This is a genomic window from Arthrobacter sp. 754 (assembly GCF_040548695.1).
Classification (GTDB): Bacteria; Actinomycetota; Actinomycetes; order Actinomycetales; family Micrococcaceae; genus Arthrobacter.
The window spans coordinates 36655-63480 of sequence record NZ_JBEPSC010000008.1 but is presented as its reverse complement, the minus strand read 5'-3'; the positions used below and the strand labels follow the sequence as shown (position 1 = coordinate 63480).

Annotated in this window: 23 protein-coding genes and 1 tRNA gene; 12 read left to right on the top strand and 12 right to left on the bottom strand. The window is 65.8% G+C overall.

All coding sequences use genetic code 11. The features are described from left to right. Nucleotides 1-55: 55 nt before the first annotated feature. Genes mnhG through ABIA70_RS19965 form a run of 6 tightly spaced genes read right to left on the bottom strand, consistent with a single transcriptional unit; the run spans nt 56 to nt 6493 of the window. Nucleotides 56-463, bottom strand: a complete 408-nt coding sequence (gene mnhG, locus ABIA70_RS19990; RefSeq protein ID WP_354149329.1) for a monovalent cation/H(+) antiporter subunit G — start codon at nt 461-463, stop codon at nt 56-58. Further along, entirely contained in the window at nt 453-731 is a 279-nt protein-coding gene (locus ABIA70_RS19985) for an MrpF/PhaF family protein (protein ID WP_354149328.1), read from the bottom strand. The genes mnhG and ABIA70_RS19985 overlap by 11 nt, the downstream gene beginning before the upstream one ends. Continuing rightward, the gene (locus ABIA70_RS19980; RefSeq protein WP_354149327.1) at nt 728-1273 is read right to left on the bottom strand and encodes a Na+/H+ antiporter subunit E; all 546 of its coding nucleotides are present in this window, start codon (nt 1271-1273) and stop codon (nt 728-730) included. The genes ABIA70_RS19985 and ABIA70_RS19980 overlap by 4 nt, the downstream gene beginning before the upstream one ends. After that, nucleotides 1270-2877 (bottom strand): Na+/H+ antiporter subunit D, encoded by a 1608-nt coding sequence (locus ABIA70_RS19975; RefSeq protein ID WP_354149326.1) that lies wholly within the window; start codon nt 2875-2877, stop codon nt 1270-1272. The genes ABIA70_RS19980 and ABIA70_RS19975 overlap by 4 nt, the downstream gene beginning before the upstream one ends. Further along, entirely contained in the window at nt 2874-3464 is a 591-nt protein-coding gene (locus ABIA70_RS19970; protein WP_354149325.1) for a Na(+)/H(+) antiporter subunit C, read from the bottom strand. The genes ABIA70_RS19975 and ABIA70_RS19970 overlap by 4 nt, the downstream gene beginning before the upstream one ends. After that, nucleotides 3461-6493 carry a Na+/H+ antiporter subunit A gene (locus ABIA70_RS19965; protein WP_354149324.1) on the bottom strand — a complete coding sequence of 1011 codons (3033 nt, stop codon included), beginning with the start codon at nt 6491-6493 and terminating at the stop codon, nt 3461-3463. The genes ABIA70_RS19970 and ABIA70_RS19965 overlap by 4 nt, the downstream gene beginning before the upstream one ends. Before the next feature lie 194 nt (nt 6494-6687). On the opposite strand from ABIA70_RS19965, the gene ABIA70_RS19960 reads away from it, so the two are divergent. The 3 genes from ABIA70_RS19960 to ABIA70_RS19950 all read left to right on the top strand — a co-directional run bounded on the left by ABIA70_RS19960 (nt 6688) and on the right by ABIA70_RS19950 (nt 9848). Next, nucleotides 6688-8091, top strand: coding sequence for an MFS transporter (locus ABIA70_RS19960; protein WP_354149323.1), 1404 nt, complete (start codon nt 6688-6690; stop codon nt 8089-8091). 87 nt (nt 8092-8178) lie between these two features. Continuing rightward, nucleotides 8179-8661 (top strand): cation:proton antiporter regulatory subunit, encoded by a 483-nt coding sequence (locus ABIA70_RS19955; protein WP_354149322.1) that lies wholly within the window; start codon nt 8179-8181, stop codon nt 8659-8661. A 5-nt stretch (nt 8662-8666) separates the two neighbouring features. Continuing rightward, entirely contained in the window at nt 8667-9848 is a 1182-nt protein-coding gene (locus ABIA70_RS19950) for a cation:proton antiporter (RefSeq protein WP_354149321.1), read from the top strand. Nucleotides 9849-9905: 57 nt separating this feature from the next. On the opposite strand, the gene dcd is transcribed toward ABIA70_RS19950, so the two are convergent. After that, on the bottom strand, nt 9906-10481 hold the full coding sequence (dcd, locus tag ABIA70_RS19945; RefSeq protein WP_354149320.1) for a dCTP deaminase: 576 nt from the start codon (nt 10479-10481) through the stop codon (nt 9906-9908). Nucleotides 10482-10615: 134 nt separating this feature from the next. Between dcd and ABIA70_RS19940 the strand changes: the two genes are divergently transcribed. Next, nucleotides 10616-12352: a CAP domain-containing protein gene (locus ABIA70_RS19940; RefSeq protein ID WP_354149319.1), complete on the top strand. Its 1737-nt coding sequence runs from the start codon at nt 10616-10618 to the stop codon at nt 12350-12352. 19 nt (nt 12353-12371) lie between these two features. On the opposite strand, the gene ABIA70_RS19935 is transcribed toward ABIA70_RS19940, so the two are convergent. After that, nucleotides 12372-12815: an SRPBCC family protein gene (locus ABIA70_RS19935; protein ID WP_354149318.1), complete on the bottom strand. Its 444-nt coding sequence runs from the start codon at nt 12813-12815 to the stop codon at nt 12372-12374. A 244-nt stretch (nt 12816-13059) separates the two neighbouring features. On the opposite strand from ABIA70_RS19935, the gene ABIA70_RS19930 reads away from it, so the two are divergent. Continuing rightward, a tRNA-Gly gene (locus ABIA70_RS19930) sits at nt 13060-13133 on the top strand. Between the two features lie 20 nt (nt 13134-13153). On the opposite strand, the gene ABIA70_RS19925 is transcribed toward ABIA70_RS19930, so the two are convergent. Further along, a complete protein-coding gene (locus tag ABIA70_RS19925; protein ID WP_354149317.1) occupies nt 13154-13540 on the bottom strand; it encodes a hypothetical protein in 387 nt (128 codons plus the stop codon). A gap of 203 nt (nt 13541-13743) precedes the next feature. Here ABIA70_RS19925 and ABIA70_RS19920 point away from each other — a divergent pair, with 203 nt between their 5' ends. From ABIA70_RS19920 to ABIA70_RS19910, 3 genes are all read left to right on the top strand, one after another. Beyond that, nucleotides 13744-13884: a hypothetical protein gene (locus ABIA70_RS19920; protein WP_354149316.1), complete on the top strand. Its 141-nt coding sequence runs from the start codon at nt 13744-13746 to the stop codon at nt 13882-13884. Further along, a complete protein-coding gene (locus ABIA70_RS19915) occupies nt 13881-15035 on the top strand; it encodes a N(5)-(carboxyethyl)ornithine synthase (RefSeq protein WP_354149315.1) in 1155 nt (384 codons plus the stop codon). The genes ABIA70_RS19920 and ABIA70_RS19915 overlap by 4 nt, the downstream gene beginning before the upstream one ends. A 103-nt stretch (nt 15036-15138) precedes the next feature. Next, nucleotides 15139-16035, top strand: coding sequence for an SDR family oxidoreductase (locus ABIA70_RS19910; protein ID WP_354149314.1), 897 nt, complete (start codon nt 15139-15141; stop codon nt 16033-16035). Nucleotides 16036-16062: 27 nt separating this feature from the next. Here the strand turns inward: ABIA70_RS19910 and ABIA70_RS19905 are convergent, their stop codons facing one another. Next, on the bottom strand, nt 16063-17427 hold the full coding sequence (locus tag ABIA70_RS19905; protein ID WP_354149313.1) for an MFS transporter: 1365 nt from the start codon (nt 17425-17427) through the stop codon (nt 16063-16065). Between the two features lie 146 nt (nt 17428-17573). Here ABIA70_RS19905 and ABIA70_RS19900 point away from each other — a divergent pair, with 146 nt between their 5' ends. After that, nucleotides 17574-18428, top strand: coding sequence for a LysR family transcriptional regulator (locus tag ABIA70_RS19900; RefSeq protein ID WP_354149312.1), 855 nt, complete (start codon nt 17574-17576; stop codon nt 18426-18428). A 600-nt stretch (nt 18429-19028) separates the two neighbouring features. On the opposite strand, the gene ABIA70_RS19895 is transcribed toward ABIA70_RS19900, so the two are convergent. Together ABIA70_RS19895 and ABIA70_RS19890 are read right to left on the bottom strand one after the other, a co-directional pair. Further along, a complete protein-coding gene (locus tag ABIA70_RS19895; protein ID WP_354149311.1) occupies nt 19029-22541 on the bottom strand; it encodes a bifunctional proline dehydrogenase/L-glutamate gamma-semialdehyde dehydrogenase in 3513 nt (1170 codons plus the stop codon). Nucleotides 22542-22810: 269 nt separating this feature from the next. After that, nucleotides 22811-24274, bottom strand: a complete 1464-nt coding sequence (locus ABIA70_RS19890) for an amino acid permease (RefSeq protein ID WP_354149310.1) — start codon at nt 24272-24274, stop codon at nt 22811-22813. A gap of 154 nt (nt 24275-24428) precedes the next feature. Between ABIA70_RS19890 and ABIA70_RS19885 the strand changes: the two genes are divergently transcribed. The 3 genes from ABIA70_RS19885 to ABIA70_RS19875 are packed head-to-tail and all read left to right on the top strand — an operon-like array spanning nt 24429 to nt 26823. After that, entirely contained in the window at nt 24429-25367 is a 939-nt protein-coding gene (locus tag ABIA70_RS19885; protein WP_354149309.1) for a LysR substrate-binding domain-containing protein, read from the top strand. A gap of 52 nt (nt 25368-25419) precedes the next feature. Continuing rightward, a complete protein-coding gene (gene panD, locus ABIA70_RS19880; protein ID WP_354149308.1) occupies nt 25420-25845 on the top strand; it encodes an aspartate 1-decarboxylase in 426 nt (141 codons plus the stop codon). Between the two features lie 51 nt (nt 25846-25896). Then, entirely contained in the window at nt 25897-26823 is a 927-nt protein-coding gene (locus ABIA70_RS19875) for an AEC family transporter (protein ID WP_354149307.1), read from the top strand. The last annotated feature ends 3 nt before the right edge of the window (nt 26824-26826 follow it).

Genomic DNA, 26826 nt, shown 5'->3' with positions numbered 1-26826 from the left:
CGCCGGCCGGCAGGCCGGGCAGTCCGGCGTTGGCCGCAAGGCCGGACGCCGGTAATCAGTCCGGACGGCCGGCGTCGGACGCTTCGTCCCGGGCGGTTTGTGCCGCCTTCTGAACCACGGCTTCCAGCTCATCGGAGCTGAGCAGCTCACGGTGCAGGTGCTTGGTGCGGTACCCGGCGCGGCCAACCATGTGCGCGGACACCGGCACCGTGAGGAGCTGGAAGATCCACGCCACCAGCAGCACCGGCCACACCCACAAGGTGCGCATCTGCAGGCCGATGGACGCCAGCAGCAGGAAAAGGCCCAGGACCTGCGGCTTCGTGGCCGCGTGCATGCGGCTCAGCAGGTCCGGGAAGCGGAGCAGGCCGACGGCGGCGGCAAGGGACATCAGGGCGCCCACCACCATGAACACGGCAGATACGGTGTCGATGATGGTGTCCACGACGCTGGCTTCAGGATTCATTGGGCTGCTCCCGCCGGCCGGCAACGAAGCGCGCCACTGTGGCCGAGCCGACGAACCCGACGATGGACAGCGCAACCAGCAGCATCAGGTTGTTCAGGTGCCTGTTGACCGCCATGTCGATGCACAAAGCCGCGCCCAGGATGGCAAGCAGGACGTCCGAGGCCAGCACGCGGTCCAGCAGCGAGGGCCCGCGGGCAATCCGGATGATGGCTCCCGCGGCCGCCAGCGAAAGAATGACTGCCGTGACAGCCAGGACGGTCTGCATCATGCTGCGGCCTCCTGCCGGATCGTTTCGAGTTCTTCCGGGGTGCCCATGATCCGGATCAGGCCTGCCTCGATGGCCCGCACTTCCTGGCGCAGTTTCTCCACACCTTCAGGGGTGCTGATGTTCAGCGCATGGAGGTACAGGGTGGAGGTGGAACGGTCCACTTCCACCACCAGGGAACCGGGGATCAAAGAAATGACATGCCCGGTGGCAGTGACCATGAGGTCCTGGTGGCTGCGGAGCTGGACGGCGACGACGGCGCTGATCACCTTCGGCCCGCGGACCACGGCCAGGTACATGACGTCGATGCTGGCGGCCACCACCTTTCCCATGAACAGTACGGCGAACGGGACGGCGTGGAGGATATTGAACCGGCCGCTCAGTTCCACCGGGGGCAGATAGAACATCCGTGCCACCAGCACGGCCAATAACGTGCCGAAGAGCAGGTTGCCGGCGCTGAAGTCCTGCCACAGCGCGCCCCAGACGATGACGAGCCACACGAGCAGGGGAAGTTCCTGCCGCAGGGAAATCCGGCGGCGGGTCATTTTCCGCCTCCCGACTTCAGGGCCAGCGGCGGTACAGGAGCGTCCTCGCCCATTACCGCTTGGATATAGGAGGTCCGGTCAAGCATTTCCTGGGCGGCCTGATCGGCGACACCGAAGAGCGGGCCGGCGAAGACGGTGAGTGCAACGCCGAGCAGCACCAGGCCGACGGTGGGGCCAACCATGGTCCGGGGCAGCAGCGTGACGTTGGTGCGGCCGGCCCTGCTGCCGGTGTCCGAATCTTCGGGCGCGGCCAGCAGCACGGGGTCCGGGTACTCGGCGTCGGAGGGCTTGCGCCAGAACGCGCGGTTCCAGACCCGGGCCACGGCCAGGAGCGTCAGGAGGCTGGTCACCACCCCGCCGATCACCAGGGCGTAGGCCAGCGGGGTGCCCAGTTCGATTCCGGCCTGGATCAGGCCCACCTTGCCCAGGAATCCGGAGAACGGCGGGATGCCGGCGAGGTTCATGGCCGGCACAAAGAACAGGATGGCCAGCACGGGCGACAACTTGGCCAGGCCCGCCAGCCGGTCCACGGAGGAACTGCCGCCCCGGCGTTCGATGAGCCCCGTGACCAGGAACAGGCTGGTCTGGATGGTGATGTGGTGGGCCACGTAGAATACAGCGGCGCCCAGCCCGGCCACGGATGACATCGCCAGGCCGAAGACCATGTAGCCGATGTGGCTGACCAGGGTGAAGGACAGGAGCCGCTTGATGTCGCTTTGTGCCAGGGCACCAAGGATCCCCACCACCATGGTCAATAACGCAGCGACCATCAGGGGCGTGTTCAGGCTGTCACCGGGGAAAAGCAGGGTTTCTGTGCGGACCATCGCGTAGACGCCGACCTTGGTCAGCAGGCCCGCGAACACAGCCGTTACCGGTGCAGGTGCGGTGGGATAGGAGTCAGGCAGCCAGAAGGACAGCGGGAACACAGCGGCCTTGATGCCGAAGGCCACCAGCAGCATGACGTGCAGCAAGGTCCGGGTTCCCTCGTCCAGATCGGCGAGCTTGATGGCGAGATCGGCCATGTTCACTGTTCCGGTGGCGCCGTAGACCATGGCGATGGAGATCAGGAACAGCACCGAGGAAACCACGGACACCACCACGTAGGTGACGCCGGCGCGGATGCGGGGGCCCGTCCCGCCCAGGGTCATCAGGACATAGCTTGCCGTCAGCAGGATCTCGAAGCCGACGTAGAGGTTGAACAGGTCCCCTGACAGGAACGCATTTGAGACGCCGGCCACCAGGATCAGGAAGGTTGGGTGGAAGATCGACACCGGCGCGTCCTGGTCGCCGTCAGCCATACCCTGGCCAGTTGCGTACACCAGCACCGCAAGGCTCACCGCCGAGGACACCACCAGCATGAGGGAGGAGAACTGGTCCACCACCATCACGATGCCCCAGGGCGGCAGCCAGCCACCGAGGTTCACAGCGGACGTTCCGCCGTCCCACACGGAAGCCAGCAGCACGCATTCGAGCAGCAGCGTCAGTGACAGCACCCCGATGCTCACGGCGCGCTGGGCCCGGGAATGGCGGATCAGCAGGAAGGCCAGGGCCGCGCCGAGGATGGGAAGGACGACGGCGAGCGGGGCAAAGCTTGCGGTGTTCACTTCACACCTCCTTCGGGGCCAGTGTTGAGGTTGCGTGACCCGGGCTGCTCTTCCGCGGCGGCATCGGCAGCAGGAATTTCCCGCGAACCGGCCGTTATGGTCGCGACCGTTCCGGGGCCGTCCCCCACCGAGGCATGGTTGGACAGTGAGCTTCCGTCGCCGCCAAGCATCGTCAGGGGAAACTCGGAGGTCTCGGCCGGGATCTCGGCATCGTCCTCGGCATCGAAACTGGGTGTCTCAGCAACGCGGAGGTCCTCGAGGTCGTATTCGATTTCGTCCTGGCGCGCCAGCACCCAGGTGCGGTAGATGATGCCGAGCATGAACGCCGTCACGGCGAAGGAGATCACGATTGAGGTGAGGATCAGCGCCTGCGGAAGAGGGTCCGCGTACTCCTGCGCAGCCGTGTCCTTGTTGAAGAACGGAGCGAGCCCGGCATAACCGCCGGTGGCCAGGATCAGGAGGTTTGTGGCGTTGGCCAGGAGCATCAGCCCCAGCAGCACGCGGGTGAGGCTTCGTTCCATGATCAGGTAGATTCCGCAGGCATACAGCGCGCCCATGACAATCAGCAGGGTCAGGTTGACACTCATCCTTGGCCCTTCGCGGTGGTTTCGACGGCGGCGCCCACTGAATCCGGCTCGCTGGAGGGCGTCTCCTCATCGGCGTGTACACCGTGGTCTTCGGCGTCGTCTTCAAAGTGCTCGTCAATCTTGCCGCCCAGGGAGCGCAGGACGTCCAGCACCAGGCCGATGACCACGGTGTACACGCCGATGTCAAAGATGGTGGACGTGACGAACTTGATGTCGCCGAAGACAGGCAGCCACAGCTCAATGATGGCGCTCTGGAATACCTGGCCGCCCAGCAGGAGCGGCACCACGCCGGACGCCGCCGCCGTCGCGAGTCCTATTCCCAGCAGGGTCCCGGCTCCCACAGGGGTGGCCTCCCGGAGTTCGAAGCGGCCGCCTGCCAGATAGCGGATGGCCAGCGCAAGGCCTGCCGTGAGGCCGCCGGCGAACCCGCCGCCCGGCAGGTTATGGCCGGCCAGGAGGAGGTAGAGGGAGAAGACGATCAGCGTGTGGAAGATCAGCCGGGTCACCACTTCGAAGATGATGGACCGGCGTTCAGGTGCAAGGGTCCGTCCCGCCACAATCCAGGCGTCCCTTGTGGAGGCCGCGAACTTCCGGCTGATGGCCAGCGCTGCGGCCTCCCGCGATCCGGGATCCACGCCGACGTGCCGGCCGACGCTGCCCTCGGCAACTGTGGCGGAGACCTTGATCCGGTCGCCCCGCCCGCGGACAAAGATCAGGCTGGCAACACCGGTGGCGGCCAGGGCGAGGACGGATATCTCACCGAAGGTGTCCCAGGCCCGGATGTCCACCAGGGTCACGTTGACGATGTTCAGCCCGCCGCCGCCCTCGTAGGCGAGGCGCGGGAACTCGAGCGAGACCGGCACGGCCACCCGCGCACCCATGGCGTAGATGGCGGCAAAAATCATGGTGGTGCCGAATGCCAGGCCGATCACCACACGGACCACGCGGTATTTCCCGCCGGTCCGGTCGCGGAGCTCGGCCGGCAGGCTGCGCATGCCCAGCACGAAAGCCACCAGAATGATGGTTTCCACCAGCATCTGGGTGAGGGCGAGGTCCGGCGCGCCCTGCAGCGCGAACATCAGGGCAATGCCGTAGCCCGTCACGGATACCATCAGGACGGCCAGGAACCGTTTGTTCGCCTTGACGGCAGCCAGGGCACCGATCACGATTCCCGCCCCCACAACCGCCTGGAGCGGCGAGTAGGGGTCGATGAAGTACAGGTTCTCCGGCAGCGGCTTGCCCGCCAGGAGCATGACCGTCAGCGGAAGCGCAAACGCCATGGAGAGAATGACAGCCAGGTAGAAGTACAGCGAACCTCGCTGGGTGCGGCCGGTGATCCACACGGCGGTGTCATCCAGCGCCCCGATGGTGAGCTGGTAGGCCCGGTCCGCATCGACCCAGCCGGGCACGAGGTCCTGCGCGCGGGCCACAGCGGTCCGTCCGAAGTGCATGGCCAGGCCGAGTGCGAACGTGAGGACCGTCAGACCCAGCGCGGGAGTAAACCCGTGCCACAGCGCCAGGTGCCCGGCCTGCTCACCGGGAGTTCCGGCGTCGGGCGCGGTGGAGGCGAACAGTGCAGCGTAGGGCTGGATCCAGGAGTCAACGGGTGCCGGCCACAGGCCGTAAGCGATGCTGAGCAGGCTCAGGAGCGCCGGGGCGGCCAGGAACGAGGGAGAAACCGCCTTGAACGGCGTGGGCTCCACTCCGGGCTTCGCCGCGAATGCCCCCCACATGAACCGGGCGCTGTAGGCAAACGTCAGGATGGACCCCAGGACGATGCCAGCGAGCACCGTGGCGCCCCACGGACCGCCCTGCGCATGGTGGACAAAAGCCTCCAGCACCGACTCCTTGGCCACGAACCCCGCGAGCAGAGGCACACCGGCCATGGACGCGGCGCCGACGCCGGCCACGATGCCCAATGCCCGCGACGAAGCGAAGACGCCCGACAGCTTGCGGACATCGCGTGTTCCCGACTGGTGGTCGATGATGCCCACCACCAGGAACAGGGTGGCTTTGAACAGTCCGTGGGCCAGCAGCATCGCCAGGCCGGCGAGCGCGGCGTCGGGCGTACCGAGCCCCACCACCATGGACAGGAACCCGAGTTGGCTGACAGTGCCGTACGCGAGGATGAGCTTGATGTCCGTCTGGCGGAGCGCCCGGTAGCCACCCACCAGCATGGTGGCAAGCCCCAGTCCCAGCACGATGGGCTGCCAGTACGCGGTCTCCGCGAAGCCCGGCGCCAGCCGCGCAACGAGGTAGATCCCCGCCTTCACCATGGCTGCGGCATGGAGGTACGCACTCACCGGGGTGGGCGCCGCCATGGCGCCCGGGAGCCAGAAATGGAACGGGACCAGCGCGGATTTGCTGATGGCACCCACAAGGATGAGTACGACGGCGGCGGCCACCGTGTCCGCGGACGGTCCCGTGATCAGCGTGGATGCCTGCGCCAGGATTGCCGAAATCCGGTAGGTTCCGGCGCTGAAACCAAGCATGACCAGGCCCACGAGCATGGCCAGGCCGCCGGCGGTGGTCACCATGAGCGCCTGCAGGGCCGAGCGCCGCGCGGCCAGCCTGGTCCGGGCGAACCCGATCAGCAGGTAGGAGAGGATGGTGGTGAGTTCCCAGAAGATGAACAGCAGGAGAAGGTCGTCCGCCACGACAAGGCCGAACATGACCCCCGCGAAGGCGAGAAGCTGGGCGCCAAAGCCGCCGAGGTTCTCGTCCTTCTTCTCGAAATACCGCGCACAGTAGACGAGCACCAGGGATCCGATGCCCAGCACCAGCAGTGACATGACCCAGGCCAGTGCGTCCATCCGGAACGCCAGTTCGAGCTTGAGCGCGGGAATCCACGGGACGAGTTCGGCCACTGCGCCCGACTCCGAGTACACGGCCCCGTACTGGAGCAACAGCCACAGGAAGGATCCCGCGGGGACAGCTGCCAGTGCATAGAAAGCGCTGCGCCCCCAAACCCTGAACAGAAACGGCGCCACAGCAGCCACCGCGAAATGCACGGCAAGAACTGTGATCACTGGGTATCTCCGCGTTCGTCAGGGATTCGATTGTCAAAGTTGGGGCAGGCGGTCAATTCGTTGGATTCGGTGGCCACAGTTTATCAAGGCCCTAAGGACAATTTTCCCGGGCACGAACTGCCGGCCAGCGGATTTCCCGGGTGTCCGGGCAGCCGTGAACTCCATGTTCGCCACGGGCGGATACCATTCAGCCTATGAACACCGCCAGCGCTCCCGAGGCCACGCAGCCGCCATCGGAACTAGCCTCCGGAAACCAAGCCGCGGGCAAGGGCCGGGTGATTGCCTGGGCAGCCTGGGACTGGGGCTCTGCGGCTTTCAACGCGGTCATGACCACCTTCGTCTTCACCGTCTACCTCACCTCCAAGGCGTTCGGCGGCGAGGATCAGGCCTCGGCGGTCCTCGGTGGAGCGCTGGCCGTCGCCGGCCTGGCGATTGCCCTGCTCGCCCCGGTGACCGGGCAGCGGTCGGACGCGGGCGGCCGGCGCAAGCTGTGGCTGGGCGTCAACACGGCCGCCGTCGCCATCCTCACGGCACTGTGTTTCTTCGTCTTCCCGCGGCCGGAGTTCCTGCTGCTGGGGGTTTCGCTGATTGCACTGGGGAATGTGTTCTTCGAGTTCGCGGGCGTGAACTACAACGCCATGCTCACCCAGATTTCGACTCCGAAGAACATCGGCAAGGTCAGTGGCTTCGGCTGGGCCATGGGATACCTGGGCGGCATCGTGGCACTCCTGGTGGTGCTGCAGCTGTTCGTCCAGCCCCGCTTTGACTGGTTTGGCGCTTCCACGGAAAACAGCCTCAACATCCGCCTGGTTGCCGTGTTCTCCGCCCTGTGGTTCTTTATTTTCGCCCTGCCCGTCCTGTTCGCGGTCCCGGAACTGCCGCGTCCGGCGCAGGTCAGGCCGCTGGGCTTCCTGGCGTCCTACGCACTGCTCGTCCGCCGGATCAAGGCCATCTACGCCACCAGCCCGCACACCATCTACTTCCTCCTCGCCAGCGCCGTCTTCCGCGACGGCCTGGCCGCAGTATTCACGTTCGGCGGCGTCATCGCGGCCGGCACCTTCGGCTTTGAACTGTCGCAGGTCATCTTCTTCGCCATCTTCGGCAACGTGGTGGCAGCGGTGGGTGCGGTCATCGGCGGGTTCCTCGACGACAGGGTGGGGCCCAAGGCAGTGATCATCGGCTCGCTGGTGGGGCTGCTGCTCGCCGGCACCATGATCCTGGTCCTCGGCAATGGCGATTACGTCTTCTTCGGGACGGAGTGGGCCGGGACCACCACGTTCTGGGTCTTCGGCCTGTTCCTGTGCCTTTTTGTGGGCCCGGCCCAGTCCTCGTCCCGGGCGTACCTGGCGCGTTTGGCACCGCACGGCGAGTCCGGCGAGCTCTTCGGGCTTTACGCCACCACCGGCCGGGCCGTCAGTTTCCTGGCGCCCGCCCTGTTCACGCTCTGCATCGCACTGGCCACACCCTGGGTCGCTTCCGGCGAGGCGCAGCGCTGGGGCATTCTCGGCATCATGGTTGTTCTGCTTGCCGGGCTGCTGGTGCTGCTGCCGGTGAAGTCACCGGACAAGGCCGCCATCGCTGTGGTCCCGTCCGCCTGACGCGAACAAACCCCAAGGTCCCGCCATCGCGGCCCCCTCCCGGCGCGCGGCCACCCTAAACCTGCCTGCAAAGACTAGGCTGGAATCATGAACGTGGACGAGACGGATCTCCCCGGCCTGGGCCGGCGGAAGGACTTTATGACAGCCTCCGGACGCCGCATCGGCGTCGTGGAGCTCCGGGAGGGCCAGACGGAACTTATCGTTTCCACCTGGGACGATCCCGACACCTGCCAGGCGTCAATTCCCCTCACCGGGGATGAGGCCGCCACCCTGGGCAACCTCCTGGGCGGGCAGCATCTGGCCATGAAACTGTCTGAGGAGCACCGGGAAATCCCCGGCATCGTGACCCGGCAGTTCTCCATTGCCGCGGATTCCCCGTTCCAGAACCAGCCCATGGGCAAAGCGTGCATCCGCACCCGGTGCGGTGTTTCGATCGTGGCTATCATGCGGGAGGGCGAGGTGGTCCCGTCGCCGGGCCCCGACGTCGTGCTTCACGCCGGTGACCTGCTGGTTGCCGTCGGCACGCAGGAGGGCCTTGACGGCGCAGCCGATATCCTCCGCAACGGATAACCGTTATGGACCCGCTGGCCCTGACCCTCATTGAACTGGGGGCCGTTGTGTTCTGCCTCGGCCTCCTGGCCAGGCTGGCCGGACGGATCGGAATGTCACCCATCCCCCTGTACCTCATAGGCGGACTCGCCTTCGGCGCGGGCGGCGTGGTGAAGCTCGAAGGTATGCAGGAATTCGCACATCTCTCCGGTGAGATCGGCGTCATCCTGCTGCTGCTTATGCTCGGTTTGGAATATACAGCTTCGGAACTTTTCACCGGCCTGCGCAGATCCTGGCAGGCCGGTGTTCTTGACCTGGTGCTGAACTTCGTTCCGGGGGCCGCACTGGCCCTCCTGCTCGGCTGGGGTCCGGTGGGGGCCATGGTCATGGGCGGCGTGACCTATATTTCGTCCTCGGGGATCGCCGCCAAGGTCATCACCGACCTCGGCCGGATTGGTAACCGCGAAACGCCTGTGGTGCTCTCAATTCTGGTGTTCGAGGACCTGGCCATGGCCCTGTACCTGCCCATCCTCACGGCCACTTTGGCCGGCGTAAGTTTCCTGGGCGGGCTGACCACAGTAGGCATTTCCCTGGCAGTGGTCACGGTGGTCCTGATGGTGGCACTCCGGCACGGGCACCATGTGTCCAAGGCTGTGCACAGCGAAAACTCCGAAGTATTCCTGCTCAACCTGCTCGGGGCGGCGCTGCTCGTGGCCGGCGTCGCGTCGGCCATGCAGGTCTCTGCGGCGGTAGGTGCCTTCATGCTCGGCATTGCCATCTCGGGAGCCACGGCCCACAGCGCCACCCGGATCCTGGAACCGCTCCGGGACCTCTTCGCCGCCATCTTCTTTGTTGCCTTCGGCCTCAACACGGACCCGTCGTCCATTCCGCCCGTGCTCGGCTGGGCGCTGATCCTGGCGGTCGTCACGGCAGCCACCAAGATGGTCACGGGCATCTGGGCTGCCAAGCGTGCCGGCATTGCCCGCCCGGGCCGTTTCCGTGCAGGCGCGGCCCTCATTGCCCGCGGCGAGTTCTCGATCGTCATCGCCGGGCTGGCTGTGGCCTCCGGGGTGGTTCCGGACGAGCTCGCCGCCATGGCCACCGCCTACGTCCTGCTCATGGCCATCATGGGTCCGCTGGCCGCGCGCTATGTGGAGCCGGCAGTGAAGGCCTTCCGCTGGCCCGTACGGCTGGCCACCCAGACCTGACAGGTTCTTACCTGGAACGCGAGGGTTAGCGCCGGGATCTGACCACTCGAGAGGCCGTCAGACCGCGGTGCGGTGGAAATTCAGGTGGCTACGGCTGGCGGTCGGCCCGCGCTGGCCCTGGTACCGGTTGCCGTACTCCCCTGAGCCGTAGGGGAACTCAGCGGCCGATGTCAGCCGGAAGAAGCACAACTGGCCGATCTTCATTCCCGGCCAGAGCTTGATGGGCAGGGTGGCCATGTTGGACAGCTCCAGGGTGACGTGCCCCGAGAATCCCGGGTCAATGAACCCTGCAGTGGAGTGCGTCAGAAGCCCCAGGCGGCCCAGTGAGGACTTGCCCTCAAGCCGGGCGGCGATGTCGTCAGGCAGAGTGACGGTTTCGTAGGTGGAGCCCAGCACAAACTCGCCGGGGTGAAGGATGAACGGCTCACCGCTCTCAACCTCCACCAGTCGCGTCAGCTCAGGCTGCTCCTCCGCGGGGTCGATATGCGCGTATTTGTGGTTGTCGAAAAGCCGGAAGAACCGGTCGATCCGGACGTCCACCGAAGACGGCTGAACCATCACCGGATCGTACGGTTCAAGGACGATCCGTTGGGAGTCTATTTCGGCACGTATGTCGCGGTCAGAGATCAGCACGCCTCCCAAATTACTATGCGTTGTCCACAGCGCACATTCTTTCGTTGTTGCTGTTACCTGGTGGGGCTAATGTTGCCTCAGATGTAAACCACCGGATGGTCTCCCGGTCGGTTCAAACTGAACAAAAGCTGGGGATGAATTTGAGAAAATTTTCGGCGCCCGCCGTTGTGGCTGTCCTGTGCGCGCTCTCGCTCGTGTCTCCGGCCGCCGGCCTGTACGCCGGGCCGCCTGCCGGCCAACGGCCGGGCCCTTCGACGGCCCAGGCCGCTGGAGCAACGGGGCCGAGCGCGGTCACCCTGGGCCCGGCGCTTGCAACGGACGACGACGGCGCTGCGGCCGGCGCGGACACCGGCGGCGGGTCACCGCTCGCCCCGGCCGTGGAACCGTTGATCACGCCGGCGTCGCCCACGACGGACGAAAGCCCGACGGCCGCCGCCGCCACCACCTCGGCGACAACCCAAGCGGTACCCGTCACCATCTCCACCGAAGCTGCGGCGCCGGAACCGCCGTCCATTCCCCCTCTGTGGGCGCCGGACGAGGAACTCGCCCAGCGCAAACTAGTCGCCCCCTCTACACAATCGATGCCCGCGCCGGAGGTACTGTCCCCCGAAGCCCTGGTGCCGGACAACAACGCAGCAGCCATTCTCACCGTGTTTAACCGCATCAACGAATACCGGGTGTCCAAAGGCCTGAACGTCGTGAAGTACCACCCCACGGTGGCCGGCCTCGCGCAGGAGTGGTCTGACAGTATTGCCTCCCGTGAAGTGATCGAGCACAGGACCAGCTTCTGGACGGATCCCCGTGCCTTGAGCCCCAACAATGGTGCCGGTGAGGTCATCGCCATCCGGACGGACCGGGACGCGGCGCAGCTGGTGGAATGGTGGAAGGGCTCACCCGGCCATAACGCAATGCTGCTGGACCCCCGTTTCAACGTCATGGGCGCAGGCATCTCCTACACCAACAGCCTGTACCAGATCTGGGGTGTGGTGAACTTCTTCGGCTACACAACGCTTCCGGCGGGCACCGTCAACTCGCCCGGCGGAGCCCTGACAGGGGGAAATGCCTTCCCTGCCGCATCACCTACTCTGTGCGATCCGACCGTCAGGCACATGCCGCCCACCCAGGATCTGTCCAAGGCAGCCATCACCAGCGCCGCTGACCTCGTCTCGGTTGACTCGGCAGGACAGTTACTTGACCGTCCGTCCACCGGCGCCCGCACCTACGGTGCGGCAAGGGTGATCGGCTCAGGGTTTGCCACAGCCAAGCAGGTATTCGCCACCGACTGGGACCGCGACGGCGCGTACGACCTCCTGACCCAGTGGAACAACGGCAACCTGACCCTGCACAGGGGCATCGCCGCCGGGGCCTTCAATGCTCCGATCACCTTGGGCAGCGGCGGATGGGACACGCTGAGCCTGGCCGTCGGCGGGTGGTGCGCCAACAACAGGCTCCCCCAACTCCTCGCGCTGGACACCTACGGAAACCTGTACCTCTACCCGAACAGGGGCCTTGGGGACCTCTCCGCCCGTGCCACGGTGGCTACGGACGTTTTCGCCAACCGCATCTCGATGGTGGATTACGACGCGGACGGGTTCCAGGACTTGCTCGGGATCAAGACAGACGGCACGGTCCAGCTCTATCGGGGCTGGGGCACCACCGCACTCCGCGCCGAAACCCGGGCCACCGTTGCCACCGGCTGGGGAGATGTCACCGGCATCCGCCCGCTGCGGGATGTCACCGCGCTGAACTCCACCGGAGTGGCCCTCCGCAGGGCCAACGATGTAGTGCAGTACTGGGACCTGAGCGGCGGAACCCTCGCGGCGCCGTCGAACATTTCCGGAAGCTGGACCGGCCAGCGGCTCGCACAGTAACAGCCGCTGCCGAAGGGCGCTATGCCGCCTGGCGCATCTCCAGCACGTCCTTGAGGCGCATCAACTGGGCCACTTCGGCCTTCATGGTGCGCTGCATGCCGGTGTTCATCAGGCCGAGAAGGCCTTTGGGCTGGCATTCGAGGGCAAACCGGACCCGCGTTCCGGCCTTCTCTGAGCTGAGGTAATAACCGCCCGAGGGCTGGGCCGGGCCGGAAATCACCTTGAACTGGATCTCCGCGCCGGGCCTGGCCTGGGTGATTTCAAAGTCGGCCGGGATAGGCCGTCCTGCCCGGCCCGTCATCGTCTGCTGGTAGACCGCGCCCCTGGTTCCTGCGGCCCCGGAGACCAGGCCGATGACGCGGATGCCCCGGCGCCACTGGGGCAGGTTCATTCCGTCGATCAGGAAGTCGTACACCGCCATGGCGTCCCGCCGGATAAGCACCTCGTGCTCTGCAAATGCCATGGAGTCCTTCGTTCAGCGTCGGGGTCGGCGATGGTAGCCCGCCCCACCCCCATGACACTGCAGCTAACGGGTTCAGAGTAGCCACTCGTCCTGCCCCGGACCTAGCCACGGTGGACGACGTTATTGAAGAGTTACTGGATGACGCGGCCGTGCCCCGGACACGGCCGCAACGGGCGGCGCAGGTTGCGCGGGAGGCTGCGCATCTGCGCTAAGCTAAGTTCTGCCCCGCTCAAAATGGGGCGATGCGGCTGTAGCTCAATGGTAGAGCGCTAGCTTCCCAAGCTTGATACGCGGGTCCGATTCCCGTCAGCCGCTCCAACGCCCTTGGATCCCACAGGTCACTGCGCCTGGCCGTTCCTGGCTTTCCTCACTCCCCGCTCCACAGCCTTCTTCAGTGCAGCCAGGCGGGCTGCCTCCTGCTTCCGGTGGGCGCCCTCCTTTGCCCCGGAAAACAGGCGCCCGAGCCCGCTGGGAACGTACTGCGACGTAACCGTCATCCGGGTGCTGTCGGCTACCGGATACAGCACGTAGGAGCAGATCATCGTTTCACCGCGGCCTTCGTGTGTTTCCGTCCAGGACCGCTCCGGCACCTGGTCCTGGAACTGCAGAACCTGCCCCTCCTGCCCGGGCACTGCCGCCCGGCTCTGGGCATCCACGCAGAACGCGTAAACCTCCGGACGTCCGCAGGGAATAAGGACGGTGCTTTCAATCGTGATGGTTCCCATGGTGCCGTTCCCGTAATTCCGCAAGGCCTGCACGGCGCAGTGCCCAGAGCGTCATTTTCACACCGGGAACCTGCCCGCACAATGACCGCCGCGCCATCGCCCTTCGCGCCGGATCCGGGACACGGTTGATCCGGCGGCCCGTTAGGTGCCGGCGTGTATCGTCAGAAGTCAGGAACCTCTTCGGTTCCGCTACAGGAGCAATCATGGCTGACAAATCCCCCCGTCAAGCAGCATCCGCAAAATCCGGCAAGTCCATCAAGGAAAAGCGCGCCGACAAGAGGGCCGCCTCCGCCCCGGCCAGCTCCCTGGACACCACGTCCGGCAAGGCCGCCAAAAAGAAGTGAATGGTCAACAGACCCAGCTGAGCCTGGGCGTCCTGGCCTCCACGCGGAAACCGGACGAGCGCCGCCTGCCCATCCATCCCCTGCATTTCGAACGCATTGCCCCCGAGCTGCGCCGGAGCATCATCCTGGAGCAGGGCTACGGTGAGCGCTTCGGCGTCTCGGATGAGCACCTTTCCACCCTCGTGGGCAAATTGGCCACCAAGGAAGCGCTCCTGGCGGAGTCCGACGTCGTCCTCCTGCCCAAACCGCAGCCGGAAGACCTCGCCGAACTTCGGGACGGCCAGGTCCTTTGGGGCTGGCCGCACTGCGTCCAGGACCGTGCCATCACCCAGCTGGCCATCGACAAGAAGCTGACGCTGATTGCGTTCGAAGCCATGAACCACTGGGCCAGCGACGGCGGTTTCGGCCTGCACGTGTTCCACAAGAACAACGAGCTGGCCGGTTACTGCTCAGTCCTGCATGCCCTCGCACTGACCGGCTCGACAGGCGACTACGGCCGGCGGCTCAGTGCCGTGGTGATTGGTTTCGGTGCAACCGCCCGCGGTGCGGTGACGGCACTGAACGCCCATGGCATCCATGACGTGCAGGTACTGACCAACCGGGGAGTTGCTGCGGTTGGCGCCCCGATCCATTCGGTGAATATCGTGCAGTTTGATCACGACGCCGAGGCCCCCTTCCTCAGCCAGGTCATCACTGAGCGGGGCCGGGTTCCGCTGGCGCCGTTCCTGGCGGAGAGCGACATCGTGGTCAACTGCACTCTCCAGGACCCCAACAACCCGCTGACCTACCTGCGGACCGAGGACCTTGCAGCGTTCAGCCCCGGCAGCCTGATCGTTGACGTTTCCTGCGACGAGGGCATGGGCTTCAGCTGGGCACGGTCCACAACGTTCGCCGAACCCATGTTCACCATCGGCGACCACATCAACTATTACGCGGTGGACCACAGCCCGTCCTACCTCTGGAACTCCTCCAGCTGGGAAATCAGCCAGGCACTGCTGCCCTTCCTCGAGACGGTCATCAGCGGACCGGCGGCATGGGACAGCAATGAGACGATCTCGCGCGCCATCGAAATCCGCGACGGCGTGGTGCTGAACAAGGACGTGCTGGAGTTCCAAAAGCGCGGGGCGGAGTACCCGCACCCCACCCTTTAGGTCAGGCGGCAGCGGTGCGAGTTGCATCTGGTAAAGCCCCAACCGGGAGGTCTGCAATGAACGTCAGCCAGGCACACGGGCCCGACTCCGCAGGCGGCCAGCCATGATCCTGTTGGCTGGCGGCTCCGGAACAGCGGGCAGGGTGCTTGCCAGGGCATTGCAGGACGCCGGGATGCCGTTCCGCGTGTTGACCCGGTCTCCGCAAAGCGCAGCCGAGTTACAGGGCAGCGGCGTCCAGACCGTCCTCGGTACTGCGGAAAGCCGCGCGGATGCCGGCCGCGCTGTGAGCGGCTGCACCGCCGTCGTCTCTGCCATCAGTGGCTTTGGCCCCCAGTCGGGCAGCACGCCCGCTGCGGTGGACCGGGACGGAAACATCAACCTGATGGATGCCGCCAAGACCGCCGGCGCCACCCGGTTTGTGCATTTCTCAATGCACGGGGCGTCTTCCTCACACCCCATGGAACTGGCCCGGATGAAGTACGCCGCCGAGCAGTACCTGGTGGCCAGCGGCCTTGAGTGGACCATTATCCGGCCCACCACCATCCTGGAAACCTACGCGGGGATCATGGGTAACTCCCTGCGTAAGAGCGGCGTTGCCGTAGTCTTCGGACGCGGGGACAACCCGGTCAACTTCGTCAGCGCCCTCGATGTGGCCGCCGCAGTAGTGCTTGCGCTGCGCGGCAGTCTGAAGGACCAGGCCGTGGACATCGGCGGACCGGACAACCTGCCTCTGAACCAGCTGGCAGACCTCCTCGTAGAGCGCAACGGCGGCGGCCGGACTGTCCACGTTCCGCTACCCTTGCTCCGCATCGCTGCCGCGGGCGCAAGGCTCGTCGCTCCGCAGTGGGGCCGCGTGCTGGGCGGGGCGGTCCACCTGGGCGCCGCGGACATGGCCTACGACGCAGCGCCTGAACGTGCCAAGCTCCCGGGAGTGCCGTTCACACCGGTCCGGCAGGCCTTGGCGGCGCTCGGTCCGGCCGGGCCCGGGCAGGACGTTTAAGCGGGTCTTCTCAGGCTGCCGGGGAGTTTAGGCTGCCGCCCGGCTCACGATGCGCACCGGGTGGCGCCTGTCCTTGAGATCCACCCTGAGCCCCAGCGCACCCTTTCGGGCGAGCACGATGCCGACCGTCAGGGCCGCGAGCGCCGGCACCCCGCCGGACACGAAGAGGGCAACGTGCGGATCCACGTTTTCGGCGATCCAGCCGAGCATGGGACCGCCGATTGCCTGGCCGCCGATCAGCACCATGATGTAAAGGCTCATGACGCGGCCGCGGATGCCCATGTTCGAGCTGACCTGGACCAGCTGGTTGGAGCCGGTAAGGAACATCAGGCACCAGAAGCCGGACAGGACCATCACCCCGCCGAACCACACCAGGGACGGCGCGAACGCGGCCAGGCACAGCATGACGCCGTACATCCCGGCGCAGAACACCACGGACCGGAGCCGCAGCTGCCGGCGACGGGTGGACGCGACAGCACCGGCCAGAGCGCCCAGGGCCACGAGGGCGTTCAGCAGGCCGTAGCCGCCGGCACCGACGTCGAACACCCGGTCCGCGAAGGCAGCCAGCAGCACGGGCAGGCTCATCGCGAACACGGCGATGAAGCCGGCCATCAGCCACGGCCAGTAAATGGTGGGCTTGCTGAGGGCGTACCGGAGCCCTTCGCGGAGCATGCCCTTCTTCTTGGGCGCGGGCGTGCTGATGAACAGCCGGTCCTTCCGCAGGAGCAGCAGCATGGTCACCGTGGAGCAGCACGCCAGCGCATTTGCGGCGAAAGCCCAGCCTGCGCCGACGGCGGTGAGCAGCAGTCCTGCCAGTGCGGGGCCGATCAGCCCGCCCAGCTGGAAGGTGGTGGAGTTGACGCTGATGGCGTTGCGCAGGTACTTCGGGCCCACGAGTTCGTTGACGAACACCTGGCGCGCGGGCTGGTCCAGCACAGTGACCAGGCCCAGCACCAAGGCGATCCCGTACACATGCCAGACTTCCACCGCGCCGGTGAGGGCAAGAAATGCGAGGGCGGCCGCGAGGACGCCGGCCATCGACTGGCACACGATGAGAATCCTGCGCTTGGCGAACCGGTCGGCCATCATCCCGCCCCACGGACCGAGGATCAGCGACGGCAGGAACTGCAGTGCCACCGTGATGCCCACGGCGGTGACGGAGCCGGAAAGTTCCAGAACCAGCCAGTCCTGGGCAATCCGTTGCATCCAGAGGGCGATCACCGCAACGAAGTGGCCGATCGCGAAGATGCGGAAGTTGGGGACCTTCAGGGAGATGAAGGTGTGCCGCCAGGGGAGGTGCTCACTGACGACGGCGATGGGCTGGGTGCGGGACGAAGCGGAGTCGATGACGGGCTGGCTGACGGTTGCCGATGAAGGCGGTGGGGGTGCCACAGGGAAGTCCTCAGGGAAGCGGGCGGTCCGGGATGACTCCAACGCTAAACTGATCAGGCGTGATTATGCAGGTCTATCGCAACTATAACTCGCATTACAATACGTAATAGGCCAGGTCCCAGGCCATGGCAGCCTAAGGAGATTCCGTGTTTGAACCCGCCCAGCTCCGCTCATTCCTGGCCGTGGCCGAGACCCTGAGCTTCACCAAGGCCGCTGAACGGCTGGGGCTGGCCCAGCCCACCGTCAGCCAGCACGTCCGCAAGCTGGAGCTGGCCGCCAAGCGCGTCCTCATCACCAGGGACACCCGAGACGTCCGGCTGACTGACAACGGGGATGCCATGGCCGGCTTCGCCCGGACCATCCTGTCGGCGCATGACGCCGCCGCGCGCTACTTCTCCGGCTCCGCCATGCGGGGCCGGCTGCGCTTCGGCACCGCCGATGACCTCGCCATCACCGGGCTCCCCCGGATTCTGCGCGAATTCCGGCAGGTCTACCCTCAAATCAACCTCGAGCTGACTGTCGGGCAGAGCGACCAGCTGTACAGGAAGCTCAACGCGGGCCAACTGGACCTCGTGTTCGTCAAGTGGGTGGCCGGCGCCAAGGACGGCACCGTGGTCCAGCACGACTCCTTCTCCTGGGTGGGGCTGGAGCAGACATCCCTTGAACCGGGGGATCACGTGCCGCTGATCGCTTACCCCTCCCCCAGCCTCAGCCGCAAACTGGCCATCGACGCCCTCGAATCCCACGGCCGGACGTGGCGGATCACCTGCACCACCCGGCAGATCAGCGGGGTCCTGGCGGCACTCCGGGCGGGCATCGGGATCGCTGTTATGCCGACGTCGCTCGTTCCCGAAGACCTGAAGATCATCACCCGGCGGTTCGACCTGCCGCCGGTGGGCGACGTCGACTTCACGCTGATCCGCAATCCGCTGGCCAACGCTGAAGTGATCGATGCGCTGACCCAGGCCATCGTGGGCAGGACCCTCAAGAAACCGGCCTGACAGCAACAGATACCCTGAACCAGGGCTCTTCAAACCATTGTAGAAAAAGCCCGCCTCCCCTATGCTGGATTATCCATGGGGTCAAGCAGTGGCCGGTTCAAACCGTACGAGTGCGCCCTGCAGCCCATGGGCCGGCCGCGCTCGGGATAGGCAGCCAATGACGACAGCCGAGAACACCCATTTTTACCCAGCAATGACGCGTACGCACCACCCGGTGCGCCCGCTTGTTACCCATCATTCGGGTCACAGCTCCATCACTTCCAGGGCGGAGCCGGAATTCGTCAGCAAGCCGACGTGCGACAAGTGCGGCACGGACGAATTCATTTATCTGGAGTCTTACATTCCCCCGGTTTACCGGCGCGACGGGGCGGTCAGGACACTGGGCGAAGTCGCCTACACCTGCACCCGTTGTGAAGAATTTTCCGCCCACAGCGTTCCTGCCTCGTGGGCTCCCCCGGGCTGGTATCTGGGGTGACTACTGAAGGTCTCCTGCCGCGCCGCAGCCGTTAGCTGAAGCGCAGCCCCATCCACAACAGCGAAAGGCCCGGCGGCTAAACAAGGTGGCCGCCGGGCCTTTCGCTGTTCCTTCGCCGTTCAGGCTCAGATCAGGGCGTCGGAGAGGTGGTTCGGGGTTCCGAAGCGGTGGGCCGTGATGCTGACGGCCTGCTCGTGCAGGAACGGCAGCAGTTCCACGTGCCCGGCCTCCGTGACCGGGTGTGAGTACACAGCCAGGTCCGGCCGGCCGTCGGTTGCCTCCGCCAGGGCGGTCGCATCTCCGCCGATCAGGCGGATCCGCGCGCCGGACAGCTTGCCCGCGGCGGCGAGGCGCGCCGAGGAAGCCAGCCACTCGGCGTCGGACTCCACCGTGACGTTGATGTCCAGTCCCGTGAGCACGGCGCGCAACTGGGCGGGAAGTTCGACGGCGGTGGATACAGTCAGTGCCGAACCGGCCAGGACGCCGGCGGCGACAGTCCGGGCAAGGTGCGCCAGCGGCGCGCCTTCGGAGAGCCTGATGGTGACCGGCAGGGGGCGGTACCGGAAGATGTTCCGCTCCGCGCTCAGGCCGGAGACGTCCTTGGCAGTGCCGAACTCATCGGCCCATGCCTGCGCGTCGGATGCCAGCGAGCGCTGCAGGAACTCAAGCTCGGCCGGCTGGACGGCATCCGCGGTGGAGTTCAGGATCCGGCGCACCCCTGAGTTGGTCACTGTTGCCGATGCGGTGGCTTCGCTGCTGGCCCAGTGCCCGAGGCCCACGAGGTAGTTGGGGCCGCCGGCCTTGGTGCCCGCACCGACGGCGGACTTCTTCCAGCCGCCGAAGGGCTGGCGCTGCACGATGGCCCCGGTGATGCCGCGGTTCACGTACAGGTTTCCGGCCTGGATGCTCTCAAGCCAGATGCCCAGCTCGTCCGGGTTCAGGGAGTGCAGGCCGGCGGTGAGGCCGTAGTCGATCTGGTTCTGGATGGCGATGGCCTCCTCCAGGGTGTCAGCGGTCATCACGCCGAGGACCGGTCCGAAGAACTCGGTGAGGTGGAAGTAGGATCCGCGGCGGACGCCGTGCCGCACGCCCGGGCTCCAGAGCCGGCCGGTTCCGTCCAGTTTCTTCGGTTCGACAGCCCAGTTTTCGCCTTCGCCGAGCGTGGTGAGGGCGTTGAGGAGCTTGCCGTTGGCAGGCTCGATGATCGGGCCCATCTGGCTGGTGGGGTCCTCCGGGTAGCCAACCTTCAGTGAAGTCACGGCGTCCACCAGTTGGTTGTGGAAGCGCTTGGACTTGGCCACCGAGCCCACCAGGATCACCAGTGATGCGGCGGAGCACTTCTGGCCGGCGTGGCCGAACGCGGAGTAGGCCACGTCCTTGGCTGCCAGGTCCAGGTCGGCGCTGGGGGTGACGATGATGGCGTTCTTGCCGCTGGTCTCGGCGAGCAGCGGCAGGTCCTTGCGGAAGCAGCGGAACAGCTCGGCGGTCTCGTAGCCGCCGGTGAGGATCACGCGGTCCACGGCGGGGTGCGAGATCAGCTGCTTGCCCAGTTCCCGCTCGCCCAGCTGGACCATGGTCAGCACGTCCCGCGGGACGCCGGCCTCCCACAGGGCTTCGATCATCACGGCACCGCTCCGGCGGGCCTGCTTGGCAGGCTTGATCACGACGGCGGAGCCGGCGGCGAGTGCCGCGAGGGTGGACCCTGCCGGGATGGCGACCGGGAAGTTCCACGGCGGGGTGACCACGGTGAGCTTGGCCGGAACGTACGTGGCGCCGTCGACCTTTTCCAGCTTGCGCGCCGATTCGGCGTAGTAGTGGGCAAAGTCCACGGCTTCGCTGACCTCGGGGTCGCCCTGGTCGATGGTCTTTCCGGTCTCGCTGGCCATGACCTCGAGGAGGTCGGCGCGGCGGGCTTCCAGGACGTCGCCGGCGCGGTGGAGGATCTCGGCGCGTTCGTCGCCGGAGAGTTCGCCCCAGGCCTTGCCCTTTTCAACGGCCGTCGCAATCACCGTGTTGAGCGTGGCCTCGTCGTTGATGGTGGCGGCCTCGACGGCGGCGTTGCCCAGCGTGGAGGACGGGACGCGGCCCAGGATGGCCCGGCCCCAGTCGCGGTTGGCAGGCAGTGACGGATCCGTGTCCGGGGTGTCCTTGAACGAATCGTGCGGCAGGGGCTGCGGCGGGAGGCTGCGGTTCTGCTGCCGGTTGGCCGGGGGGACGGCGTCGTCGAGCTTGTCCAGGGAAGCGAGGAAGCGCTGCTTCTCACGCTCGAACAGAACCTCATTCTCGCTGAGTTCGAAGACGGCGGACATGAAGTTGTCCTGGCTGGCGCCCTCTTCGAGGCGGCGGATCAGGTAGGCGATGGCGACGTCGAACTCGGCCGGGTGCACCACGGGGGTGTAGAGCAGGAGGGAGCCGACGTCCTTCTTGACGGCTTCGGCCTGGCCCTGGGCCATGCCCAGCAGCATCTCGAACTCGATGCCGGATTCCGCGCCGCGCTGCTTGGCCAGCAGCCACGCAAAGGCGATGTCGAACAGGTTGTGGCCGGCCACGCCGATGCGGATGTTTTTGATCCGGTCCGGGTGCAGCGAGTAGTTGATGACCCGCTTGTAGTTGGTGTCCGAGTCCTGCTTGGTGTGCCAGGTGGCCAGCGGCCAGTCGTGCAGGGAGGATTCCACCTGCTCCATGGGCAGGTTGGCGCCCTTGACCACGCGGACCTTGATGGCGGCGCCGCCATTGGCGCGGCGCTCAGCGGCCCAGTCCTGGAGGCGGATCATGGCTGCCAGGGCGTCCGGGAGGTAGGCCTGGAGCACGATGCCGGCCTCGAGGTTCTTGAACTCGGGCTTGTCCAGGATCCGGGTGAAGACCGCAATGGTCATGTCCAGGTCCTTGTACTCCTCCATGTCCAGGTTGATGAACTTGGCTTTCTGGCCGGCGCCGGTCCCGGCGAAGGAGGCCGCACGGGTGAACAGCGGCGTGAGCTTTTCGACGACGTGCTCCACAGCCTCGTCGAACGCCCAGGGTGAGTGCGGGGCCACGGTGGAGGACACCTTGATGGAGACGTAGTCAACGTCCGGCCGGGCCAGGAGGGCGTGGGTGCCCTCCAGCCGGCGGGAGGCCTCATGCTCGCCGAGGACTGCCTCGCCGAGGAGGTTCACGTTGAGCTTGATGCCGTCCTTGCGGATCTTCGCGATGGCCGGACCAAGCTTGGCGTCGGTGGCGTCCACGATCAGGTGGCCCACCATTTCGCGAAGAACCCGGCGGGCGATCGGGATGACCACCTGGGGCAGGACCGGGGCCATGGCGCCGCCGAGCTGGACAGCGCTGCGCATGTACCAGGGCAGGAACGCCGGGACCTTGGGGGCGAGGGCGGCCAGGTTGCGGGCGGCGACGTTCAGGTCCTCGGGGCGGACGACGCCGTCGACGAAGCCCACCGTGAAGTCCAGGCCGTTGGGGTCCTTCAGGACGCCGGCGAGCTGCTGCGCGGAAGCGTCCACGGGAACCTTGGAAGCTTCGGTCAGCCAGTGACGGACCAGCGCGATGGTTTCCGCAGCCAGGGCACGTGCCTGGGGCACGTCAACGTCAGCAGTGCGGGGCGCCGGGCCGGCGTTCACACCGGGTTCGATTGCAGTGTTGGTCATGGCTGGTTCTCGTTCTTTCTTCGGCAATGTTGGGGTCTTATTCATCAGTATGAGCCCGCGGTCACATAAGATAAAGCGATGTTTTCTGAGCAATACAGGTTAGAAAACCCAACGCTTTCATCGACGCTCTGGCACTCCCTGCGCCTTTTCACCGGACGCTCTGGCACTACCTGCCGGAAAACCGGAAACGCCCTCTCACTTTCTTCAAGAAAGTGAAAGAGCGTCCGGGTTGAGGTGACAGGAAGTGCCAGAGCGTCCTGCGGGGAGAGTCAGACGAGGGGGCGGTGCATCTCCACAAGTTCCTCGTGGCGCGGGCTGTCGGGGTTCATCAGCGAGTGCTTCTTGCCATAGAAGAAGTAGATGGCCAGGCCGACGACCAGCCAAACACCGAAACGCAGCCAGGTTTCCCAGTGCAGCTGGAACATGAGGAAGGCGGAGGCCAGGACGCCGAAGGCGGGAATCACCGGCATAAGCGGCAGGCGGAACGTGCGCGGGGCGTCGGGCTTCTTGTAGCGGAACACAATGACCGAGAAGCAGACGACGACGAACGCGGCCAGGATGCCGATGTTCGTGAGGTCCGCGACTGCTTTGATCGGGAACACGCCTGCCAGCAGGGCGGAAGCGATGCCGGCAATCCAGGTGACGCGCTGCGGGGTGCCGTGCCGGTCGGTCTTGGAGAACCAGCCGGGCAGCAGGCCGTCCCGGCTCATGGAGAACCAGACGCGGGTAACGCCAAGGAGGAACGTCAGCATCACGGTCAGGATGGACAGGACCGCGAATACAGAAATGATGGTGGCGATGATGGGCAGGCCGACTCCGGTGAAGGCGGAAGCGAAGCCCGCCTTGGGGTCAATGTCCTTGTAGTTCTGCATGCCGGTCAGCACCAGCGTGGCGGCAACGTAGAGCAGCATCGCAATGATCAGGGACAGGATGATGGCCTTGGGCATGTGCTTCTTGCCGTCCGTTGCCTCTTCGGCTGCCGTACTCATGGCGTCGTAACCGAACACCGCGAAGAACACGGTGGCAGACCCGGCGAGCACGGGTCCGAAGCCGCTGGGCATGAACGGGTTGTAGTTGTTGGTGTCGATGTAAAAAATGCCGAGACCGATGATGAACAGGATCAGGACGACCTTGATGGCGACGGCCACCAGTTCGAACCGGCCAAAGGCCTTGGTCCCGCGGGACAGGATCCAGGTCACGATCAGGCAGACCACGATCGCGGGGATGTTGACGATGCCGCCCTTGCCCTCATCCGGCGTCGAGGTCATCCAGACCGGCATGTGGATCCCGATGCCGGAGAGGAAAGCGTCAAAGTAGCCGGAAATGCCGATGGCCACCACGGCCACGATGGCAATGTATTCGAGCAGCAGGTCCCAGCCGATGAACCAGCCGATCACCTCGCCCAGCGCCACGTACCCGTAGGTGTACGCCGAGCCTGCCCGGGGGATCATGCCGGCGAATTCGGCGTAGGACAGTGCTGCCGCCGCGGACGCCAGGCCTGCGATCAGGAAGGAGAACAGCACCGCGGGGCCGACGCCGGGCTCACTCGCGCTGCCGTGCGCCACCAGCCCGGCGAGGGAGAAGATGCCGACGCCGATGATGCCGCCGACGCCGATGGCCGTGAGCTGCCAAAGCCCCAGGGATTTGAACAGCCCGCTGTGCTTGTTTTCGTCTTCAATGTCGTCGATGGGCTTACGCCGCATGATCGACTGGGACATGTCTTTAGTGCTCATCAGGAACTCCTGCTTGGGGTGGGGGGCCCGTCACGGCGGTCGCTGGCAGCTCTGTGACGGAGGCAACTCATTCACCCCAGTATGCGAGCACAGTTGCATTAGATAAAGTGACTACTTCTAACCAATATTCATTAGATCCGGTAAGGAATTCCTCATGCTTGACGTGCGCCGGCTCAGGCTGCTCCGCGAATTGAAGATCAGGGGCACGCTCGCGGAGGTGGCTGAGGCGCTCCAGTACAGCCCGTCGTCGGTCTCCCAGCAGCTGGCCCTGCTGGAAAAGGAAGTGGGCGTCGAGCTGCTCAGGAAGACCGGGCGGCGCGTGCAGCTGACGCCGCAGGCGGAGGTCCTTGTGGCCCACACCGCGCAGCTGCTCGAGACCATGGAGCAGGCCGAAGCTGACCTCGCGGCTTCCCTCACCACTGTCACAGGGACTGTCCGGATAGCGGTGTTCCAGTCCGCGGCCCTGGCGCTGATGCCGGACACCCTTTCGCGGATGGCGGCGGCCTACCCCGAAGTCCGGATTGAAATGATCCAGCGCGAACCGGAAACGGCACTGCATGAGACCTGGGCGCGGGACTTCGACCTGGTCATCGCCGAACAGTATCCAGGCCACGCCGCCCCGCGCTACCCCGAACTGGACCGGATCAAGCTGACCACCGACGCCATCAGGCTGGCAGTCCCACCAAAGTCTTCCCACCGGGCTGCCATCACCGCACTTGAGGACACCGCGGAGCTGCCGTGGGTGATGGAACCGCGCGGCGCAGCCTCCCGCCACTGGGCGGAACAGGCCTGCCGGAGCGCCGGTTTCGAGCCCGATGTACGCTTCGAGACCGCTGACCTCCAGGCACAGATGCGGCTCATCGAATCGGGAAATGCCGTGGCTCTGATGCCGGACCTCGTCTGGATTGGCCGCGGCACCACCGCCCAGCTGCTGGATCTGCCCGGCAATCCACACCGCACTGTCTTTACCTCGGTGCGCCGTTCCAGCGCCCAGCGCCCGGCCATCCTGGCCGCACGTGAGACGCTCGCAGCAACAGCCGCTTCCGTAGTGCAGACGGGCGACGACGGCGGGACCGCCGTCGGGGAGACGTAGTGTTCCCTGCGTCACTGCGCGATCCGGGGGCCGACGCTAGACTGTGGCTGTTATGAATCGCACAATGTTCAAGTCCAAAATCCACCGGGCCACCGTCACACATGCCGACCTCCACTATGTAGGCTCGGTCACCGTGGACCTGGACCTGCTGGATGCTGCCGATATCCTCCCAGGCGAGCTTGTGGCCATCGTGGACGTGACCAATGGTGCGCGCCTGGAGACCTACACCATCGCCGGCGAGCGCGGCTCAGGCGTCATCGGCATCAACGGGGCCGCCGCGCACCTGATGCACGAGAACGACATCGTCATCCTGATTACCTATGCCCAGATGACCACCGAAGAGGCGCAGGCCTACTCACCGAAGGTCGTCCACGTGGACCGGGAGAACAAGGTTGTCCAGATCGGGAACGATCCTGCGGAGGGCCACACGCCCGGCCTGATGCGCCCGCCGTTCGCCCTGAACAACGCCGCGCTGTAGCCGGAGCGTGAGTCCGGGCACCCATAACCGCCGAAGCCTCGGGGGCGTTTCTTGGTAGGCGTGCTGCAGGGCTTCTTTGTGGTCTGGTTCATCATCGTGGTGGGCTGGTTTGTGGGCCGGCAGCGGATTCTTGGCGAGAACGGCCGCCAGGTCCTGAGCGGCCTGACATTCTTCGTGGCCAGCCCGGCACTGCTGTTCGAGACCCTCAGCAAGGCAGAGCTGAACGCAGTCTTCGCCGAACCCTTGCTGGTCACGGCCGTCGCGGCATTCGCCAGCGCCCTGGTGTTCTTTGCGATCGTGAAGTTCTGGCTGAAGCGCGCGCTGCCCGAGGCCCTGATGTCCTCGATGGCCGCTTCCCTGGTCAACTCCGCCAACCTGGGCATCCCCATCGCCATCTATGTCCTCGGCGATGCGAGCTACGTGGCGCCGCTGCTGATCTTCCAGCTAGCCTTCTTCTCGCCCTTGTTCCTGATGCTCCTGGACGCCAGCACCAGCTCACACCGCACCACCCCGGTGGGATTCGTCCTGATGATCCTGCGGAACCCCATGATTGTGGGCGCGGGCCTGGGCCTGCTGGTGGCAGGGACGGGCTGGGAGATTCCGCCGCTGGTCCTTGAGCCGATCCACCTGATCGGCGGCGCCGCGATCCCTGCGATGCTTATCGCCTTCGGCATGAGCCTGAACGGCGGCAGGCCGTTGCAGGCCGCCGCCGGCAGACGTGTGGATACGGTCCTGGCGAGTGCCTTCAAGCTTGTGGTCCAGCCGGCCATGGCCTACGCCTTTGCCCGCTTTGTCCTGGGTATGGAAGGGCATGCGCTGTTCGCCGTGGTGGTGATCTCTTCGCTTCCCACCGCCCAGAACGTTTTTGTTGCCGCCAGCCGCTACAACACCGGCCTCACCGTAGCGAAGGACACCGTACTGATCACCACCGTGGTGGCAGTGCCTGCGATGATCGGCGTGGCTCTCCTGCTCAGCTGACGG

Coding starts and splice junctions, on each gene's coding strand:
- mnhG (WP_354149329.1), bottom strand. CDS start 463: ATGAATCCTGAAGCCAGCGTCGTGGACACCATCATCGACACCGTATCT.
- ABIA70_RS19985 (WP_354149328.1), bottom strand. CDS start 731: ATGATGCAGACCGTCCTGGCTGTCACGGCAGTCATTCTTTCGCTGGCG.
- ABIA70_RS19980 (WP_354149327.1), bottom strand. CDS start 1,273: ATGACCCGCCGCCGGATTTCCCTGCGGCAGGAACTTCCCCTGCTCGTG.
- ABIA70_RS19970 (WP_354149325.1), bottom strand. CDS start 3,464: ATGAGTGTCAACCTGACCCTGCTGATTGTCATGGGCGCGCTGTATGCC.
- ABIA70_RS19960 (WP_354149323.1), top strand. CDS start 6,688: ATGAACACCGCCAGCGCTCCCGAGGCCACGCAGCCGCCATCGGAACTA.
- ABIA70_RS19955 (WP_354149322.1), top strand. CDS start 8,179: ATGAACGTGGACGAGACGGATCTCCCCGGCCTGGGCCGGCGGAAGGAC.
- ABIA70_RS19950 (WP_354149321.1), top strand. CDS start 8,667: ATGGACCCGCTGGCCCTGACCCTCATTGAACTGGGGGCCGTTGTGTTC.
- ABIA70_RS19940 (WP_354149319.1), top strand. CDS start 10,616: ATGAATTTGAGAAAATTTTCGGCGCCCGCCGTTGTGGCTGTCCTGTGC.
- ABIA70_RS19935 (WP_354149318.1), bottom strand. CDS start 12,815: ATGGCATTTGCAGAGCACGAGGTGCTTATCCGGCGGGACGCCATGGCG.
- ABIA70_RS19925 (WP_354149317.1), bottom strand. CDS start 13,540: ATGGGAACCATCACGATTGAAAGCACCGTCCTTATTCCCTGCGGACGT.
- ABIA70_RS19920 (WP_354149316.1), top strand. CDS start 13,744: ATGGCTGACAAATCCCCCCGTCAAGCAGCATCCGCAAAATCCGGCAAG.
- ABIA70_RS19910 (WP_354149314.1), top strand. CDS start 15,139: ATGATCCTGTTGGCTGGCGGCTCCGGAACAGCGGGCAGGGTGCTTGCC.
- ABIA70_RS19895 (WP_354149311.1), bottom strand. CDS start 22,541: ATGACCAACACTGCAATCGAACCCGGTGTGAACGCCGGCCCGGCGCCC.
- ABIA70_RS19890 (WP_354149310.1), bottom strand. CDS start 24,274: ATGAGCACTAAAGACATGTCCCAGTCGATCATGCGGCGTAAGCCCATC.
- ABIA70_RS19885 (WP_354149309.1), top strand. CDS start 24,429: ATGCTTGACGTGCGCCGGCTCAGGCTGCTCCGCGAATTGAAGATCAGG.
- panD (WP_354149308.1), top strand. CDS start 25,420: ATGAATCGCACAATGTTCAAGTCCAAAATCCACCGGGCCACCGTCACA.